Source organism: Neisseria lactamica (genome assembly GCF_901482445.1).
In the GTDB taxonomy this organism is placed as follows: Bacteria; Pseudomonadota; Gammaproteobacteria; order Burkholderiales; family Neisseriaceae; genus Neisseria; species Neisseria lactamica.
In genome coordinates this window covers 2048475-2066031 of the sequence record NZ_LR590477.1, presented here as the reverse complement: position 1 = coordinate 2066031, position 17557 = coordinate 2048475, and the positions used below count along the sequence as shown (strand labels likewise).

The following is a 17557-nucleotide window of genomic DNA, read 5'->3' as shown; positions in this document are numbered from 1 at the left end:
GACGACCTTAAATTTTGGCGGGCAGAAAGGCACACCTTACCCGATTAAAACCGAAGTCATGCTTAACGATCCTGCCATCAATTCGTCGTTGAAAAATGCGACCTTATCACTCGGCTCACGCAATGCCATCACATAAAGCAGTGGCAGATAATGGTCGGGTGTCGGCACGGCAAGTTCGGCGTTTTCGCCCAATTGCCCGTAATGCACCAGCAAATCATCGTTTTGCGCGTCAATGGCTTGGTTGATTTCATTACGGAAGGCAAACGCCCAATCGTAGCCCGCCCCGATTTGGTTGATGTGTTCCCAGCTGATCGCGCGCAAATTATGCACAATGTTGCCGCTGCCGATAATTAGCACGCCTTCATCACGCAGCGGAGCAAGTTTTTTCGCCAGCGCAAAATGCCTCTCGGCAGGCTGCAAACGGTTGATGCTGAGCTGCACCACAGGCACATCGGCATCGGGATACAGATATTTCAGCTCCGTCCACGCGCCGTGGTCGAAACCGCGCGTCGGGTTCATCTCCACCGATTCCGGCGCCAATAATGACCGCACTTTTTCCGCCAATTCGGGCGAACCTTTTGCGGGATATTGCACTTGGCTGAGTTCTTCGGGGAAGCCGTGGAAATCGTAAATCATCGGCGGATTTTCGCCCGACGTAACCTGCAAACGGCTGCTGTACCAATGTGCCGAAATCATCAAAATGGCTTTGGGTTTTTCAAAGGTTTGCGTCGTTTGGCGGAAGTTTTGGTTAAACGGACTATTTTTGTCCAACGCATTCATCGGATTGCCATGACCGACAAACAATACAGGCATTTTTTTCATGATTGTTCTCCTGTGGGTTTTTGATGGTCGGTATTATAAATTGTATTCAAATGGGAAATAAATGCTTAAATTGGAATAGATATGTTTACTATTGGTTAATAATCAAATCGGCAAACGGGTAAAAGATAAAGATAGGCAGTATTCCTGCCCACTATTTCAGACGGCTATGTTTTATTATTTATCTTGATTTCAAGCTAAATAACCCAAGCCTTCAGGAACAACGCCATGACAAGCCGCGCCGCCATTCTTCTTTCCACCTCGCTTGCGCCCGTGATTTGGGGCAGCACTTATCTGGTTACCACCGAATTTCTGCCGCCAAACCGGCCGTTTACTGCCGCTTTAATCCGTGTTTTGCCTGCAGGACTTTTGCTGTTGGCGTGGACGCGGCGGATGCCGAAACGCGACGAATGGGCGACCGTTGTCTTGCTCGGTTTTTTGAACATCGGCTTTTTCCAGGCCATGCTGTTTGTGGCGGCGTACCGCTTGCCGGGCGGACTGGCGGCGGTGCTGAGTTCCACGCAGACGCTGATGGTGCTGGTGTTCACTTGGCTGATTGACAAAATCATGCCGCCCAAAGCCGCTTGGGCTTGGTCGGCAACAGGTGTTTTGGGAATTGCGATGCTTGCTAATGAGCTTGCTGCTTGCCAATGGCACACCTATGTTGTTGGCTGGCGATGAATTCGGTAATACCCAATATGGTAATAACAATGCCTATTGCCAAGACAATGTAAAAACGGCTAATTGCAAAAGCAAAAAGCGCGCAAATACAGCAAGTTTGTTGCGTGCCGTAAACCTGCTTATCAACAAGCAGAAAACTTTTGATTAATCGGCAATCACCGCCGCATCAAAGCCCAAATGGTGCATCCATTCGCGCATCCAACAATACACGCATCAACTTTCCCTTCAAAATAAACCGCGGCTATTCTAACACTCGAACATTAGCTGCAATTTAGCGGCAACAAAAAACCGCAGAACCAAGATTCTGCGGTTTCTGTCCTTGTTCAAACTACTTGGCGTGTTTTTCCACCAAAGCGGCAAACTGGTCGATATAGCCTTGGACAAAATCCCTTGCCGAGTCAATCAACTTACCGTTTTCATCAAACAGCGTCGGCGAATTGCCCAAAAACACTTCCGGCTGTCCGGTTACGGGCATATCGAAATAAGACAGCGCAAGGCGCAGGTTTTTTTGGGAACTGTAACCGCCCATCTTGCCGACAGAATGGCTGATGATGCCGGCCGGTTTGTTTTTCCACGCCACGTCGGCATTCGGTTTCGAGCCGATGTCCACCGCATTTTTCAAACAGGCGGGAACGGTGCGGTTGTTTTCGGACGTAACGAACAAAATGCCGTCCGAAGCCTTAATCGTTTCGCGGAAAGCCGTGTAGCTTTCGGGTAGCGGCACATCTTCCACCGCAGGGTCGTCATAATCGAAATTGTAAAGCGGCAGATGTCCGATTTCGACAATTTCCGCCTGCCAGCCTTCGGGGAACATCTCCGTCGCATTCAATGCTACTTTGCGCGCAAAAGAAGCACGGCGCAGGCTGCCCACCAAAATACTGATTTTCTTAGCCACAATCATTCCTCCTGAATATTAAGTTTGTGTGTTTCAATCATTTAATAATGATAGCGATTATTATATATTCGATTTCCCCTGCGGACAAGCCGGCCCGCCGCCCCGGCGTTCCCACTTATCCGGCTTTGCCTTATAATTGCTTTTTTATGTAACAGATTCACCTATGAATTTCCCCAAAACAGCGGCCTTTCTGCTGCTGCTTCTCGCCTCCCTCGCCGCACACGCGCTCGATACGGGCCGCATTCCGCAAAACGAAATCGCCGTATATGTCCAAGAACTCGGCAGCGGCAGGGTCGTCATCGACCATCGCGCGGATGTCCCCGTCAATCCCGCCTCCACGATGAAACTCGTTACCGCGTTTGCCGCCTTCAAAACCTTCGGCAGCAATTACCGCTGGGCGACCGAGTTTAAAAGCAACGGCAAAGTGAGTAACGGCACGCTCGATGGCGATTTGTATTGGGCAGGCAGCGGCGACCCCGTTTTCAATCAGGAAAACCTGCTTGATGTTCAAAAACAGTTGCGCGACAAAGGCATACGCAATATCACGGGACACCTGATACTCGACCACAAGCTGTGGGGCGAAGTCGGCAGTCCCGACCATTTTGAAGCCGACAGCGGTTCGCCGTTTATGACGCCCCCAAATCCGACTATGCTGTCTGCCGGTATGGTTATGGTGCGCGCCGAACGCAATGCCGCCGGCAGTACCGACATCCTCACCGATCCGCCTTTGCCGCATATTTTCGCCCAAAACAACTTGAAAATTACCGCCTCCCAAGCTGCCTGCCCTTCGGTAAAAAAACTGATGCGTGCATCTTTTTCGGACAATACGCTGAAATTGCGCGGCAATATTCCCGAAAGCTGTTTGGGCAAGCCTGTCGGTGTCCGGATGTTCGCGCTTGACGAACTGATCCGGCAAAGTTTTACCAACCACTGGCTGCTCGGCGGCGGACGGATTTCAGACGGCATCGGCATAGCCGACACGCCGGAAGGCGCGCAGACGCTTGCCGTTGCACACTCAAAGCCGATGAAGGAAATTTTGACGGACATGAACAAGCGTTCGGACAATCTGATTGCGCGTTCCGTCTTCCTCAAACTCGGCGGCAACGGCAAACTACCCGCCGTTTCCGAACAGGCAGCGTCTGCCGTCCGGCGCGAACTTGCCGTGTCAGGCATCGATGTTGCGGATTTGGTTTTGGAAAACGGTTCGGGTCTGTCCAGAAAAGAAAGGGTAACGGCGAGAATGATGGCGCAAATGTTGGAAACGGCTTATTTCAGCCCGTTTGCACAAGATTTCATCGACACGCTGCCCATCGCCGGCACAGACGGGACTTTACGCAACCGCTTCAAACAAAGCGGCGGGCTGCTGCGCCTGAAAACCGGCACGCTCAACAATGTCCGCGCCCTTGCAGGCTACTGGCTGGGCGACAAACCGATGGTCGTCGTCGTCATCATCAACAGCGGGCGCGCCGTTTCCCTGCTGCCTGATTTGGACAACTTCGTTGCCAAAAACATCATCTCCGGCGGCGACGGCTGGCTGGATGCGAAACTGATGTGCAAAGAACGCCGCGCCTGAAACAGGAAAAGATAAAAATGCCGTCTGAACCTTCAGACGGCATTTTTGATGTTCAAGCTGAAATTACAGCCCTGCGGCTGCTTTCAATGCGACTGCTTTATCAGTGCGCTCCCAAGTAAATTCAGGCTCTTCACGGCCGAAATGTCCGTAAGCGGCGGATTTTCCGTAAATCGGGCGCAACAGGTCGAGCATTTGGACGATGCCTTTGGGGCGCAGGTCGAAATGTTCGCGAACTAAGGCAATCAGTTTTTCCTCGCTGATTTTGCCCGTACCGAAAGTGTCGATGGAAATCGAAGTCGGTTCGGCAACGCCGATGGCGTAGGAAACTTGGATTTGGCATTGGGTTGCCAAGCCTGCGGCTACGATGTTTTTCGCCACATAACGGCAGGCGTAAGCGGCGGAACGGTCCACTTTGGACGGGTCTTTGCCGGAGAATGCGCCGCCGCCGTGCGGAGCTGCGCCGCCGTAGGTATCGACGATGATTTTACGGCCGGTCAAACCGCAATCGCCTTGCGGACCGCCGATAACGAAGCGGCCGGTCGGATTGATCAGGTATTTGGTTTCGTCGGTCAGCATTTCAGACGGCAAAACAGGCTTGATAATCTGTTCGATCACGGCGTTTTTCAGCTCTTCATAACCGATTTCCGGGTCATGTTGCGTAGAGAGGACGACGGTATCAATGCGTTTTACTTTACCAGTTTCGCTGTCGTAAACCACGGTCAGTTGGGCTTTTGCGTCGGGACGCAGCCACGGCAGGCGGCCGTCTTTGCGCAATTCGCTTTGGCGTTGCATCAGGCGGTGGCTGTAATAGATGGCAAACGGCATCAGGGGCGGGGTTTCGTCGCAGGCATAGCCGAACATCAAGCCTTGGTCGCCCGCGCCTTGGTTCAGGTCGATGCCTTCGCCTTCGTTCACGCCTTGGGCGATGTCGGGAGATTGCTGGTCGTAGTACACGCCGACCGCGCAGCCGTTGGCATCAAAGCCCAGCTCGGACGAGTTGTAGCCGATGCGTTTGATGGTTTCGCGTGCGACTTTGATGTAGTCCACTTGGGCGGTGGTAGTAATTTCGCCCGCCAATACGCACAAGCCTGTGTTGACCAAGGTTTCTGCGGCGACACGCGCTTTGGGGTCTTGCGCCAAGATGGCATCCAAAATTGCATCGGATACTTGGTCGGCAACTTTATCCGGATGGCCTTCGGATACCGATTCGGAAGTAAACAGATATTCGCTCATTTCAATATTTTCCTTCAAAAACAAGCCGCCTGCTTTCAGACGACCCGTTGTTTCATCATACGTCCCACAACGGAAATCATAACAAAATTTCCACCTGCGCTCCATCCGAATGATAAATATTCCCACTTGGATAAAGCGGTTCGGAATCCTGCCCGTACAAACATAACAGGCAAAAAAATTCCCGCATCAAGCGGGTTTGGATTGCCTTTGCGGCCACATCGGCTTTTCAACCGTCCACCTTACTTTTCCCTCGAAAAGCAGGTTGGCATGGAATTTCCAACTCTTGATGCAAGCGGGCGATGTTAGCAGAAAAGCCCTGCCGCCGCAAGCCGTTCCCTTTTTCAGACGGCATCTTTCGTTTACAATTCGGGCTGTTTCCCCCTTTGCGCCCCGCTATGTACACCTTATTGACCGCCCTGCTCAAATCCCTTTCCCTGCTGCCCCTGCCCTCACTGCACAAACTGGGCGTTTTCCTCGGGCATCTGGCATTTTACCTGCGCCAAGAAGACCGGGCGCGCATTGTTGCCAATATGCGCCAGGCAGGCATAAATCCCGACACGCAGACGGTCAAAGCCGTATTTGCGGAAACGGCGAAATGCGGTTTGGAACTCGCCCCCGCGTTTTTCAAAAAGCCGGAAGACATCGAAACGCTGTTTCGATCGGTACACGGTTGGGAACACGTGCAGCAGGCTTTGGACAAAGGCGAAGGGCTGCTCTTTATCACGCCGCACATCGGCAGCTACGACTTAGGTGGACGATATATCAGCCAACGGCTGCCCTTCCCCTTAACCGCTATGTACAAGCCGCCAAAAATCAAAGCGATAGACAAAGTGATGCAGGCGGGTAGGGTTCGCGGCAAAGGAAAAACCGCGCCTGCCGGCATACAAGGGGTCAAACAAATCATCAAAGCCCTGCGCGCGGGCGAGGCAACCATCGTCCTACCCGACCACGTCCCCTCCCCTCAGGAAGGCGGCGACGGCGTATGGGCGGACTTTTTCGGCAAACCTGCCTATACGATGACGCTGGCGGCCAAACTGGCAAACGTCAAAGGCGTGAAAACCCTGTTTTTCTGCTGCGAACGCCTGCCCGGCGGACAAGGTTTCGATTTGCACATCCGCCCCGTCCAAGGAGAATTGAACGGCGACAAAGCCCACGATGCCGCCGTGTTCAACCGCAATACCGAATATTGGATACGCCGTTTCCCGACGCAGTATCTGTTTATGTACAACCGCTACAAAACGCCGTAAACATATGGAAATGCCGTCCGAACAGGTTTCAGACGGCATTTTGTCATTTGACGATTTCGGACAACGGCCAGCGCGGGCGTACATTGAATGCGCCTGCCTCCCTGCCCGCGTTCAAATGCATCGCGCCGGCAAAGGCAATCATCGCGCCGTTGTCCGTGCAATATGCCATCGGCGGGAAGAATACTTTGATTTTTTCAGCCGCAGGTTGCGGCCTGCCTTTTTCAGACGGCATACAGACGGTCAGTTTGCCGAATTCCTCGCGCAGCTTCCAATTCGCACCGACACCGCCGGCCACAACCAGCGTTCTGAATCCCGTCTGCAACAAGGCCTTTTTCACTTTTGCCGCCAATACGTCCACAACCGCATCCTGAAATGCGCGGCAAATGTCGTTGCGTGTCTGCTCGGGTATGATTTGAGAACCGTTTGCCGCACGCACTTTCTCGACGGCAGTCAATACGGCGGTTTTCAAACCTGAAAAACTCATCTGCAAATCGTCGGAATGAATCATCGGGCGCGGGAAAATAAAGGCATCGGGGCGGCCCGATTTGGCAAGTTCGGAAAGTTTCGCGCCGCCCGGATACGGCAAGCCCAGCAGTTTCGCCGTTTTGTCGAATGCCTCACCGGCCGCATCATCGACGCTCTCACCCAAAAGCTCGTAGTCGCCTATGCCCCTGACCGCCATAATCTGCGTATGCCCGCCCGAAACCAGCAACGCGACAAAAGGAAAGTCGGGTTTTTCATCCGCCAACAGCGGCGAAAGCAAATGCCCTTCCAAATGGTGGACGGGGATGACGGGCTTGCCCAACGCCAACGCCAGCGCATTGGCGTAACTCGACCCCGCCAACAGCGCACCGCCCAAACCGGGGCCTTGGGTGAAGGCAACCGCATCGATGCCGCCATACGGCACGCCGGCCTCCTTCAAGCAGCCTTCCGTCAACGGGACGAGGCGGCGGATATGGTCGCGGCTTGCCAATTCCGGCACGACCCCGCCGTATTCCGCGTGCATCGCCATCTGCGTGTGCAAATGATGTGCCAACAGACCGCGTTCCGTATCGTAAAGCGCAACGCCTGTTTCGTCGCAAGAAGATTCGATTCCCAATACCAACATAATCCGATACCGTCCGAAAATGAAAAAACCGGCGCGCCCGAAGCGGGAAATGCCGTCTGAAGCCTTCAGACGGCATTGTCGCACCGTATCAAAGCGTTCCGTAAGAATGCAGCCCGCTCAAAAACATATTGACCCCGACAAAGGCAAAGGCAGTGACAAACAGTCCGATTACCGCCCACCAAGCCAACACGCGCCCGCGCCAGCCCGCCACCAGCCGCAAATGCAGCCACACGGCGTAATTCAGCCAAACGATAAACGCCCACGTCTCTTTCGGGTCCCAGCTCCAATAACGCCCCCACGCGTCCGCCGCCCACAGCGCACCCAAAATGGTCGCAATGGTAAAGAACAAAAAGCCGACGGCAATCGCCTTATACATCACCTCGTCAATCAATGCCGACGGCGGCAGCCATAGTTTTCCGCCCTTTTCTTCCGCACGCAGGGAAAACAGCTCGGCAATGCCCAACATCGCGGAAATACAGAACGCACCGTAACCGATAAAGTTTGCCGGAACGTGGATTTTCATCCACCAAGACTGAAGCGCGGGAATCAGCGGCTGGATGGTGTGCGCCTCGCGGGACACGCTGTACCACAACACAAAGCCGACGACGACCGCCATAAAGCCGAATACGAATCCGCCCAGTTTTTGCACGGCGAATTTTCTTTCATAATACAAATACATCAGCGCGGTAATCACCAGAAACAGGATGAAGACTTCATAAAGGTTGGACACGGGGATATGCCCGGCATCCGGACGGAGCAGATAACTTTCGTGCCAGCGCACCAAAAGCCCTGTAAACCCCGCCAGCGCCGACACCCAGGCAAAGACGGTACCCATATTCAAAAGCGTATTGCCCGGCACATTTTTCACGCTTGCCAAAACCGCGCCCGAAATATAGGCAAACAGGGCGAAAAAGACGAATGCGCACTGCCACATAATCGCCGACTGGCTGCTGAGGAAATACCGCAGCAGGAAACCGTCTGCCGATTTGATGTTGCCGCCGTACAAACCGACGGCAGCATAAGCAAGCAATACGTTCAAAGGGATAAATCCGCGCATCGGCTTGAAAAACCAGCCCAAAAACACGGCAATACCGGCACTTGCCCACAGAATGGCCGTTTCGTAAACATCCAGCCGGATACCGAAACGCGCCTGAACAAACACCGCCCCCCCGAACACCGACAGGGCAAACAGCCAATCTAGGGCATTCAGGTTGCGGATAAAGGATTTTTCAAGCAGGAGCTCGTGTTCGGGCAGGGTTTTAATGTGTTGCGTCATAATTCAAATCCTTACCGAGCCGTTGCAGACTCTCGACGTGTTTTGGAAACTCTTTTTGCACATCCCGTTCGCTGCGGGCGGAAGACATAGCAAAGCGGATTTTGCCGTCTGAAAACAACAGCCACGCCCGCTTTTCGCGTATATAAAACATAAATACCGTACCCAATACCAACAGCACCGAGCCGAAATAAACCAAAACCGCGCCCGGCGAGCGGGTCATCTGCAAACCGGAGGAGCGCACTTCCGAAAATCCGTCCAGTTGCAGCAGCATCGGGGCGGGATATTCCGTCAAGCCCGTATAGGCATCCATACTGTGCAGCAGGAAGCGGTTTCGCGCCTCATCCTGCCGCCATTCCGGCAATCCGTACCGGCGGATGGTTTCATCCAAAGCGGCGTTCATCACACCGTAAAGCATCTCGTAAAAATAACCCTGCATTTTCTCCTGCTGTTCTTTCGGAATCTTCGCCGTAATAAACTCATCCAATCCCAAATAGCCTTTTTGTGCAAAGATACTCAGCGTGTTTTCCGCCGCCAGCATAAACTGTTCCCGGATTTCGGCAGGCGCGTCTTTAACGGCATCGGCTATCAGGCGTTTGCGCGCCTTCCCGTCTTTCAAAAACTCGCGCAACGCCATAAAGGTGTCCGCCTTCAACTGTTTGTCCAAGGGAATACGCAGCCAGCGGTATTGCTGCTGCAAACCGCTGCGCGTGCCGGTCAGCCAAAAATAATCTTTGTCCTGCAAAATCGGCAGCATATAGTTTTTATATTCGACCGCCTGCCCTGCCGCATCACGGATGCGGTACACGATGGAAGGACCGATATTGGTGTATTTCTTACCCTCCTGGGAAACGGCGCGGACATCGTTCAAGGCGGCATTCAGGCTTTTTTCCCGTTCCCCGCCCTCGCTCATATCCTCCACGTTCATCGAAGTGAACTGGTCGAATTCAAGACGGTATTTATGCCTGCCGATATCCAAGGGGAACTGACGCATAGACATTGCCTTCAATGCGGCAGGTTTGCGCGAAGCATCACCCAGATTCCACGCCTTGAATGCCAGATCCGAACCGCCGTCGGCAAAGCTTGCCTGATAAATCGTGATGCCGTGCAAGGTCAAAGGATGGTTCACGCGGATGGTGCGCTCGAGTTTCTCACCGGTCGCCTTGTCCGTCACTTCAATATCGCTGGCAAAATCACGCGGCATACCCGTATTGTAAAAATCGATATGGAATTTTTTCAGCCTGACTTCAAAAGGCAGATCCTGAACCAACATCCCGTTGTCAGCATTCAGGAAAACCACATCCGCACTTTGCCCTTCCGAAATATTGACATTGCCCCTGAACGACAAATTGCCCGCACTCAAAATACTTTCGGGCTTGAAATCCTTGGCATAAACCGCCCGGTTATCCGGGACTATCCGCCCTGCCAGCATACCCAGCTTCAGCAGCAGGTTGCTGTCTGTCAAACCGCCCAGACAAATGACAATCAAAGCAAGGTGGGCAAAGATATAGCCCCATTTGTTCATCGTGCCTTTTTTGGCCGCAATCAAAACCGAACCGTCCTCACGGTTAATGATTTTTCCCTTAAAACCTTGTACTTCCAAATAACGTTTGGCAACTTCGGGCGCAATTTTTACATCCATCAGCACGGAATGGCGCATTGCCGCCAGAGATTTCTCCCTGACCTTTTCCCGGAAAGACTTCATTTCGCGCCAAAACGGCGGAACGTTGCGGATAAGGCACAGACCGGTGGAAACCACCAAAAACATCATAATGACGACAAACCATACCGAGGCATAGACATCGTACAAACCCAAAAAACCAAAAATCTGCGCCCAAAAAGGTCCGAATTTGACCAAATAATCCGTCTGCGGCTGATTTTGCTGCAAAACCGTGCCGATAACCGACGCAATACCCAGCAAACTGAGTAGGGCAACGGCAAAACGCATCGAACTGAAAAAAGCGAACCACTGACGGGACAGGGGCGGTGTGGGTTTACGGGGTTTACTCATCGTGTGTTCATTCCGCCATCAGGAATATGGGCAGGCAGGCAAGGTTTGGATTCTACTGTCCCGGCACTTGTTATTTCAAGGCGGTTCAGACCGGCCGCGCCAACCATAACGGGTGCAATTAAAAAAACTTATCGCAAAATTGTCTGAAGCCGCCTGAAAACCTTTTCAGACGGCTTCTGAAGCAGACTATGATGAAATCAATGCAAACCTTGGATAAAATTGGCAACCGCCTTCAATTCCTCTTCGGACAGCCGGTTTGCAATATCCGCCATAATGGCATTTTTGCGCTGACCGGACTTGTAGGCATTCATCTGTTCAACAATATATGCCTGATGCTGCCCGCCCAAACGCGGATAAGCCTGAATCTCGCTTCCGCCGCCCGGCATACCCGCACCGCTCGGACCGTGGCAGGACATACAGGCGGGTACTTTTTTATCCGCCAAGCCGCCGCGATAGATTTTTGCACCCAATTCGGGATTTTCTTTCGGATTCGTCTCGCCCGATTTCGGCTGCTGTTTGGCATAGAATGCGGATACATTCAAAATATCCTGATCGCTCAAATTCATTACCATCGGCTTCATCACGGCAGCCGAGCCGTGGGTGCGGGCGCCGTCGCGGATACCGATGGTTTGATGGTAGATATAGGCGGAATGCTGCCCTGCCAAACGGGGGTACATCGCAATGCCGCTGTTACCGTCTGCTGCATGGCAAGCCGCACAAACCGTTGCGGCAACCTGTTTGCCTTTTGCCACGTCTGCTGCGGGTAATGCGGAAACCGTGCCGGCAGCCAAAACAAGGGCCAATAAAGTCAATCGTTTCATGGAGTGCTCCTGATTACAGCATTGGATAAGGCAACAATGCTCTTTTTATATTCAAATACGGGATTTTCGACCCGGACAAACCGATAATTCTGCAAACGTGATATTCTATACTAAATTTACATTAAATTACTACTGCGTTTCACACAAAACCGACCGCGTATTCCCGCCGCCGGAGGAAGGCGGGGTTTCAACCATTATTAAGGAACAGTGATGAACCTTTTTCAGAATGCCAAATTTTTCACGACCGTCAACCACCTTAAAGACCTGCCCGACACCCCGCTCGAAATTGCCTTTGTCGGCAGGAGCAACGCGGGAAAATCCAGCGCCATCAACACACTGACCAACCATACCCGCCTTGCCTATGTTTCCAAAACGCCGGGGCGGACGCAGCATATCAATTTTTTCGAGTTGCAGAACGGCAACTTTATGGTCGATTTGCCCGGCTACGGTTATGCCCAAGTCCCCGAAGCGGTACGCTCGCATTGGGTCAATCTGCTCGGCGACTACCTCCGTTATCGGAAACAGCTTATCGGGCTGGTTTTGATTATGGATGCCCGCCATCCTTTGAAAGAACTCGACATCCGTATGCTGGACTTTTTCCATACGACCGGCAGGCCGGTTCACATCCTGCTGTCAAAATCCGACAAATTATCCAAAAACGAACAGATAAAAACCCTGTCCCAAGTCAAAAAACTGCTCAAACCTTATTCCGAACGGCAAAATATCGGCGTACAACTGTTTTCCAGCCTGAAAAGGCAGGGGATAGAGGAAGTCGGACGGACGGTCGGAAACTGGTTTGCCGAAACGGATGCCGGCACCCCGCCTTCGGCATAAAGTCAGCCCTATTATATGGAAACCGCGCCTTCACGCGCTTGACCGGCCGCAAACATTTGAAAAATTATCCGCCCCGAACCACAAATGCCGTCTGAAGCCTTTCAGACGGCATTTTTACAGCCTTTAAAACAGAGAATCCAACTGCTGCCGCTTGAAATCCGTATTACTCGGAAGCACGGGCGTTTCCTGCATATCTTGGCGGGATTCGTCATCCGCCTCCTGCCGTCCGCCTTCTGCCGCGCCCCCGTCATCTTCTTTTACCCGACGGGACGGTTGCGGTGCGGCACCGCCGTTATCCAGCATCAAACCGGGGTCTGTCACCATATGCTCCTTCATATAGTATTCGCCGTTGCCGGCGACTACGCCATCGGGCATTTTCATCCCCTTGCTCTGCCTGCCTTTCAGCGCAAAACGCATATAATCCACCCAAACCGGCACGGCAATCGTACCGCCGTAGCCGGCACGCCCCATACTCTTAGGCTTATCAAAACCGATATATACGGCAGTAACCACATCCGGGTTAAACCCGACAAACCACGCATCTTTATTGTCGTTGGTCGTGCCCGTTTTACCGGCAATGTCCGACCTGCCCAGCGCGGACGCGCCCCTTGCAGTACCGACACGGACGACATCCTGCATAATCTTATACATAATATAGGCATTGCGCGGATCGATTGCCTGAGGCGCATTTTGCCCCGCCACCAAAGGCTGCATTTGTGCGCGCAACCTGCCCTCGCTGTCATAAATTTTATCGATGACGTACGAAGAAACCCTATAACCCCCGTTTGCAAACACACTGTATGCCTCCGCTATCCTCAACGGCGTCGTCTCGCCCGTACCCAGAGCCATAGACAGGCTGACGGGCAGCTCGGACGGTTTGAAGCCGAAACGCCGGATATACTGTTGCGCGTAACCGACACCGATAGACATCAAAATACGGATGGAAACCATATTTTTGGAAGCCGTCAGCGCCTGCCTTAAAGTGATATATCCCGAATATCTGCCGTCTGAATTTTTAGGTGTCCAAACCGAACCGTTCGGCCCTTTACCCGGCAGGGAAATCGGCGCGTCATTGATCATTGTGGACGCGGTCATCCCCTTAGACAAGGCGGCAGAATAAACAAACGGCTTAAATGTCGAACCCGGCTGCCGCATAGCTTGGGTGGCACGGTTGAATGTTTTGCTGTGGAAGTCATAACCGCCGACCAGCGCGCGCACCGCACCGGTTTTGGCATCCAGCGAAACCAAAGCACCTTGCAGGAGCGGCTCTTGAACCACCGCCCAACGCCCTCCGTTATTTCTGACTCGGATAACCGCGCCCCTGCGGATACGGTCTTCCCCCATTTTTTCATTATCGACCGCGCGGGCCGCAAAACCCAAGGCGCGCCTGTCAAGCGTAACCCGCTTACCGCCGGGCAGCTGTATGACGACATTTTTCTTCTTGGTCACATCCAATACAACGGCGGGAACCATTTTATCGACGGTATAAAGCCCCGAAAGATATTGGCTGACCGCCTCTTCGGCATCCTCGTCCCTGCCCAGATCAATATAGCTTTCCGCACCACGATAACTGCTGCCGCGATCGAAATTCCGCAACGCTTTACGCAATGCCTCTGTTGCTGCTTTCTGATGATCGGTACGCACCGTCGTGTAAACCTTCAAACCCTGCGTATAAGCATCTTCACCGTATTTCTCATACAGCTCCTGACGTACCATTTCCGCAACATATAAAGCACTCTGGTCGATTTTCTGCACAAACCGCTCATAATGCAGCTCTTCATTCAAAGCTTGGTCGCGCTGTTGCAAGGTAATCATCTTTTCCTCGAGCATATTGTTCAAAATATACTTCTGGCGCAATTTGGCACGTTCCGGATTGACAATCGGATTATAGGCGGACGGAGCTTTGGGCAGGCCTGCGAGCATAGCCGCCTCCGCAAGGGTCAAGTCCCTGACATCCTTATTGAAATAAATTTGCGCGGCCGATGCGAAACCATAAGCGCGCTGACCCAAATAAATTTGATTGAAATACAGCTCAAGGATTTTATCCTTACTTAAGGACTGCTCGATTTTATAAGCAAGCAGCGCCTCGTTGAATTTGCGTGTAAACGTCTTTTCGCTGCTCAAATAAAAATTCTTCGCCACCTGCTGCGTAATCGTACTCGCACCAGACTGCATGCTGCCGGACACGATATTGCCGACAACAGCGCGGGCAACGCCCCAAACGTCCACCCCCCAATGCTGATAAAACCGTTTGTCCTCGGCAGCAATAACCGCATTCCGCAATACCTCGGGGAAATCGCCGATTTTTGTAAATTCGCGCCGCTGCTCCCCATATATGCCGATAATTTTGCCGTCTGCCGAATAAACAGTCAGCGGCATTTTAGGCTGGTAATGCTGCAACGAATCCAAGGAAGGCAGTTTCGGATAGGTTGCCAAAATGGCAATGGCAAGCAGCCCCACCGCAAATACACACAATCCAAAAACCAAACCAAAACAGGTAGTTATAATCTTTTTAATCATAGCTGAATGATAATTTACCATTATCGGTATTAAATAAAGTAAAATAGCAGCCGATTTCTACAAAGCACGGTTTCAATGTGTAAAAAACAAGAAATCCATTACGGATACCGAAACGGTTACTCACTGTACAAATAAAGTAGGAACTTCATCATGCGCTTGTTTAACAGCTTGAAAAACCCTAAAAAAACAGATGCCAAGCCCCCAAAGAAATCTTCAGGGCTAAATAACCGCGCGGCAATCGGCGTCGACATCGACCAGCATTCCATCAAATTAGTCCAATTGTCGGGACGTAGTTTAAACCAAATCCAATTGGAAAAATACATTATTGTCAAACTGCCGAAAAATATTGTCCAAGGCAATAAAGTTCAAAATTACGACCAACTTGTCGCATATTTGCAACAAGCCTATGCCGAACTGGGTACTTCGTGCAAAAACATCATCGCATCCGTCCCGCAAAATCTGGCAACCATCGAACAATTGACCTATACGGCCAAAGATGCGGAATTGGACTTGCAGGGATTCGTAGAGTCCTCCATCTCCGAAGTCAGTTCGATATCGCTCGAAGAAGCCAATTACGACTATCAGGTTTTGTCCCAATCGGCCGCCGGCGAAGCTGTTTTGGCCGTCGCATCGAGAAAGGATGAAATCGAACCCCTGATTGACGCATTCAACGCCGCCGGTATGAAATTATCCGCGCTGGATGTGGACATTTTCGGACAATACAACGCCTACGCGCTGTGGATAAACCGTTTCGCCCCCGAGCTTGCAGCCGAAAAAGTCGCCATTTTCGGCGTATATGCCGCACAGACCTACGCCTTGGTCATCCAAGACGGAAAAATCCTATACAAACAGGAAACCTCCGTCAGCGAAGAACAGCTCAACCAACTCATCCAGCGCACCTATCAGGTAACGGAAGAAAAAGCGGAAGAAATCATCAACTCCCCGCAAAAACCCTCCGATTACCAAGAAAGCGTGGCAAACCATTTCAACCAGCAGATTACCCAAGAAATACAAAGGGTCTTGCAGTTTTACTACACCACGCAGACCGCGGACGATATGACCGACATCAAGCATATCCTGCTGACGGGGGAAGCGGTGCGCCAGGAAGGCATTGCCCAAACCGTCGCCTCGCAAACCAATGCGGATGTACAATGCGTCCATCCCGCGCGTTATTTTGCGGACGACCTCAAAACAGACAAGCAACAATTCGAACTTGACGCGCCGACACTGACCAGGGCATTCGGTTTGGCGGTACGGGGATTATAATTATGAACAATTTAATCAAAATCAACCTCCTCCCCTACAGGGAAGAGATGAACAAGCGCAAACAGCAGCAGTTTAAAACGCTGATGTACGGCGCCGTGCTGACGGGCGTTGCCGCCGTTGCGGCAACCTACCTGTTTATCGACAATATGATCAATAACCAGTCGGAAAGAAACACGCTGCTGGAAACCTCCATCGCACACTTGGATACCGAGCTGTCGGAAATACAAAAGCTCAAACAGGAAAAAGATGCCTTCCTGATTAAGAAAAACAAAATCGAGGAGCTCCAGCTCAAACGCCTCCAAGCCGCAAAAATCCTCGACAGCCTGAATGAGGCCGTCCCCGAAAGCACCTACCTGACCTCGCTGGATGCCGTCACTGCCGACTCTTACCGGTTAAACGGCAGGACATCCAGCGACAACCGCGTTGCCGCCATGATGAGGGCGATGCCCAATACCGGCATATTCAAGCAACCCGAATTGTTAAGCATTAAGAAAAACAATTCGTATCAAGAATTTACCCTTCAGGCAACATTACAACCCATCGTAAAGGCGGCCGAATCCAAAGAGAATCCGGCTTCGGGAAACGCACAGGAGGCAAACTGAATGGCTTCTAAATCATCTAAAAACAACTTGGATTTCAACAACCTTCACCTGCTCAACCTTCCTGCCAGGCTTTTTATCGCCCTGCTGGCCGTTGCCGCCATACTGGGCGGCGGTTATGCCGGATTGTTCAAAAGCCAGCTGGAATCCCTTGAGGAATATGAAGCAAAAGAAACCGAACTGAAAAACACCTACAAACAGAAAAGTATCGACGCGGCCAGTTTGGACAATCTGAAAGAAGAGCTTGCCGCCATCCGATCCGCCTTCAACATTATGCTGAAACAGCTTCCGACCGATTCCGAAATTCCCAATCTGGTTCAAGAGCTTCACCAGGCAGGTTCGAGCAACGGCCTGCGCCTGGACAGCGTCATACCGCAGCCGCCCGTTGACGACGGCCCGATACAAAGGCTGCCCTATTCCATCTCCATTACCGGAAACTACAATCAAATCAGCCAGTTCACGCGCGATGTCGGCAGCCTTTCGCGGATTATTACCCTTGAATCGCTCAAAATCACCCAATCTGCCGAAAACGGAGGAGGGGCGGACGGCAAAAGCAGCATCCTGAACCTCAGCGCCATCGCCACCACCTATAAGGCAAAATCCATAGAAGAACTTGCCGCACAACAGCAGGCTGCAGAAGCGGCAGAAAATGCCGGACAAAAATAACTTATGTTAGG

14 protein-coding genes, 1 pseudogene and 1 riboswitch are annotated in these 17557 nt (G+C 52.0%); of the genes and pseudogenes, 7 read left to right on the top strand and 8 right to left on the bottom strand.

Going from position 1 to position 17557, the window contains the following annotated elements; genetic code table 11:
• Nucleotides 1-36: 36 nt before the first annotated feature.
• Nucleotides 37-822 (bottom strand): 4,5-DOPA-extradiol-dioxygenase, encoded by a 786-nt coding sequence (gene ygiD / locus FGL10_RS11190; RefSeq protein WP_003710202.1) that lies wholly within the window; start codon nt 820-822, stop codon nt 37-39.
• A gap of 225 nt (nt 823-1047) precedes the next feature.
• Here ygiD and FGL10_RS11185 point away from each other — a divergent pair.
• Nucleotides 1048-1446, top strand: a pseudogene (locus FGL10_RS11185) (EamA family transporter); the annotation flags it as partial.
• 382 nt (nt 1447-1828) lie between these two features.
• Here FGL10_RS11185 and FGL10_RS11175 read toward each other — a convergent pair.
• The gene (locus FGL10_RS11175) at nt 1829-2401 is read right to left on the bottom strand and encodes an NADPH-dependent FMN reductase (protein WP_003710210.1); all 573 of its coding nucleotides are present in this window, start codon (nt 2399-2401) and stop codon (nt 1829-1831) included.
• 157 nt (nt 2402-2558) lie between these two features.
• On the opposite strand from FGL10_RS11175, the gene dacB reads away from it, so the two are divergent.
• Nucleotides 2559-3968 carry a D-alanyl-D-alanine carboxypeptidase/D-alanyl-D-alanine endopeptidase gene (dacB, locus tag FGL10_RS11170; RefSeq protein ID WP_036470084.1) on the top strand — a complete coding sequence of 470 codons (1410 nt, stop codon included), beginning with the start codon at nt 2559-2561 and terminating at the stop codon, nt 3966-3968.
• Between the two features lie 63 nt (nt 3969-4031).
• Here dacB and metK read toward each other — a convergent pair whose 3' ends face one another.
• A complete protein-coding gene (gene metK, locus FGL10_RS11165) occupies nt 4032-5201 on the bottom strand; it encodes a methionine adenosyltransferase (protein WP_036470085.1) in 1170 nt (389 codons plus the stop codon).
• A 187-nt stretch (nt 5202-5388) separates the two neighbouring features.
• Nucleotides 5389-5496, bottom strand: a riboswitch (SAM-I-IV-variant riboswitch).
• Nucleotides 5497-5596: 100 nt separating this feature from the next.
• Here metK and FGL10_RS11160 point away from each other — a divergent pair.
• Nucleotides 5597-6448, top strand: coding sequence for a lysophospholipid acyltransferase family protein (locus FGL10_RS11160; protein ID WP_036470092.1), 852 nt, complete (start codon nt 5597-5599; stop codon nt 6446-6448).
• Between the two features lie 43 nt (nt 6449-6491).
• On the opposite strand, the gene tsaD is transcribed toward FGL10_RS11160, so the two are convergent.
• The 4 genes from tsaD to FGL10_RS11140 all read right to left on the bottom strand — a co-directional run bounded on the left by tsaD (nt 6492) and on the right by FGL10_RS11140 (nt 11661).
• Complete coding sequence (gene tsaD, locus FGL10_RS11155; RefSeq protein ID WP_003710219.1) at nt 6492-7556, bottom strand: tRNA (adenosine(37)-N6)-threonylcarbamoyltransferase complex transferase subunit TsaD; 1065 nt, start codon at nt 7554-7556, stop codon at nt 6492-6494.
• A gap of 88 nt (nt 7557-7644) precedes the next feature.
• Nucleotides 7645-8832 (bottom strand): c-type cytochrome biogenesis protein CcsB, encoded by a 1188-nt coding sequence (ccsB, locus tag FGL10_RS11150; protein ID WP_003710221.1) that lies wholly within the window; start codon nt 8830-8832, stop codon nt 7645-7647.
• Nucleotides 8816-10840 (bottom strand): cytochrome c biogenesis protein ResB, encoded by a 2025-nt coding sequence (locus FGL10_RS11145; protein ID WP_138251459.1) that lies wholly within the window; start codon nt 10838-10840, stop codon nt 8816-8818. Before FGL10_RS11145 ends, ccsB begins: the two co-directional genes overlap by 17 nt.
• A gap of 197 nt (nt 10841-11037) precedes the next feature.
• Nucleotides 11038-11661, bottom strand: coding sequence for a c-type cytochrome (locus FGL10_RS11140; RefSeq protein WP_003710226.1), 624 nt, complete (start codon nt 11659-11661; stop codon nt 11038-11040).
• Nucleotides 11662-11871: 210 nt separating this feature from the next.
• Here FGL10_RS11140 and yihA point away from each other — a divergent pair, with 210 nt between their 5' ends.
• Nucleotides 11872-12495, top strand: coding sequence for a ribosome biogenesis GTP-binding protein YihA/YsxC (gene yihA, locus FGL10_RS11135; RefSeq protein ID WP_003710228.1), 624 nt, complete (start codon nt 11872-11874; stop codon nt 12493-12495).
• Nucleotides 12496-12618: 123 nt separating this feature from the next.
• Here the strand turns inward: yihA and FGL10_RS11130 are convergent, their stop codons facing one another.
• Nucleotides 12619-15015 carry a penicillin-binding protein 1A gene (locus tag FGL10_RS11130; protein WP_003710231.1) on the bottom strand — a complete coding sequence of 799 codons (2397 nt, stop codon included), beginning with the start codon at nt 15013-15015 and terminating at the stop codon, nt 12619-12621.
• A 150-nt stretch (nt 15016-15165) separates the two neighbouring features.
• Here FGL10_RS11130 and pilM point away from each other — a divergent pair, with 150 nt between their 5' ends.
• From pilM to FGL10_RS11115, 3 genes are read left to right on the top strand one after another with little or no spacing between them, the layout of a single operon-like run.
• On the top strand, nt 15166-16281 hold the full coding sequence (pilM, locus tag FGL10_RS11125; RefSeq protein ID WP_003710234.1) for a type IV pilus biogenesis protein PilM: 1116 nt from the start codon (nt 15166-15168) through the stop codon (nt 16279-16281).
• 2 nt (nt 16282-16283) lie between these two features.
• A complete protein-coding gene (locus FGL10_RS11120; protein ID WP_003710236.1) occupies nt 16284-16883 on the top strand; it encodes a PilN domain-containing protein in 600 nt (199 codons plus the stop codon).
• On the top strand, nt 16884-17546 hold the full coding sequence (locus tag FGL10_RS11115; RefSeq protein WP_003710238.1) for a type IV pilus inner membrane component PilO: 663 nt from the start codon (nt 16884-16886) through the stop codon (nt 17544-17546). It abuts the gene before it with no gap.
• Nucleotides 17547-17557 lie beyond the last annotated feature (11 nt).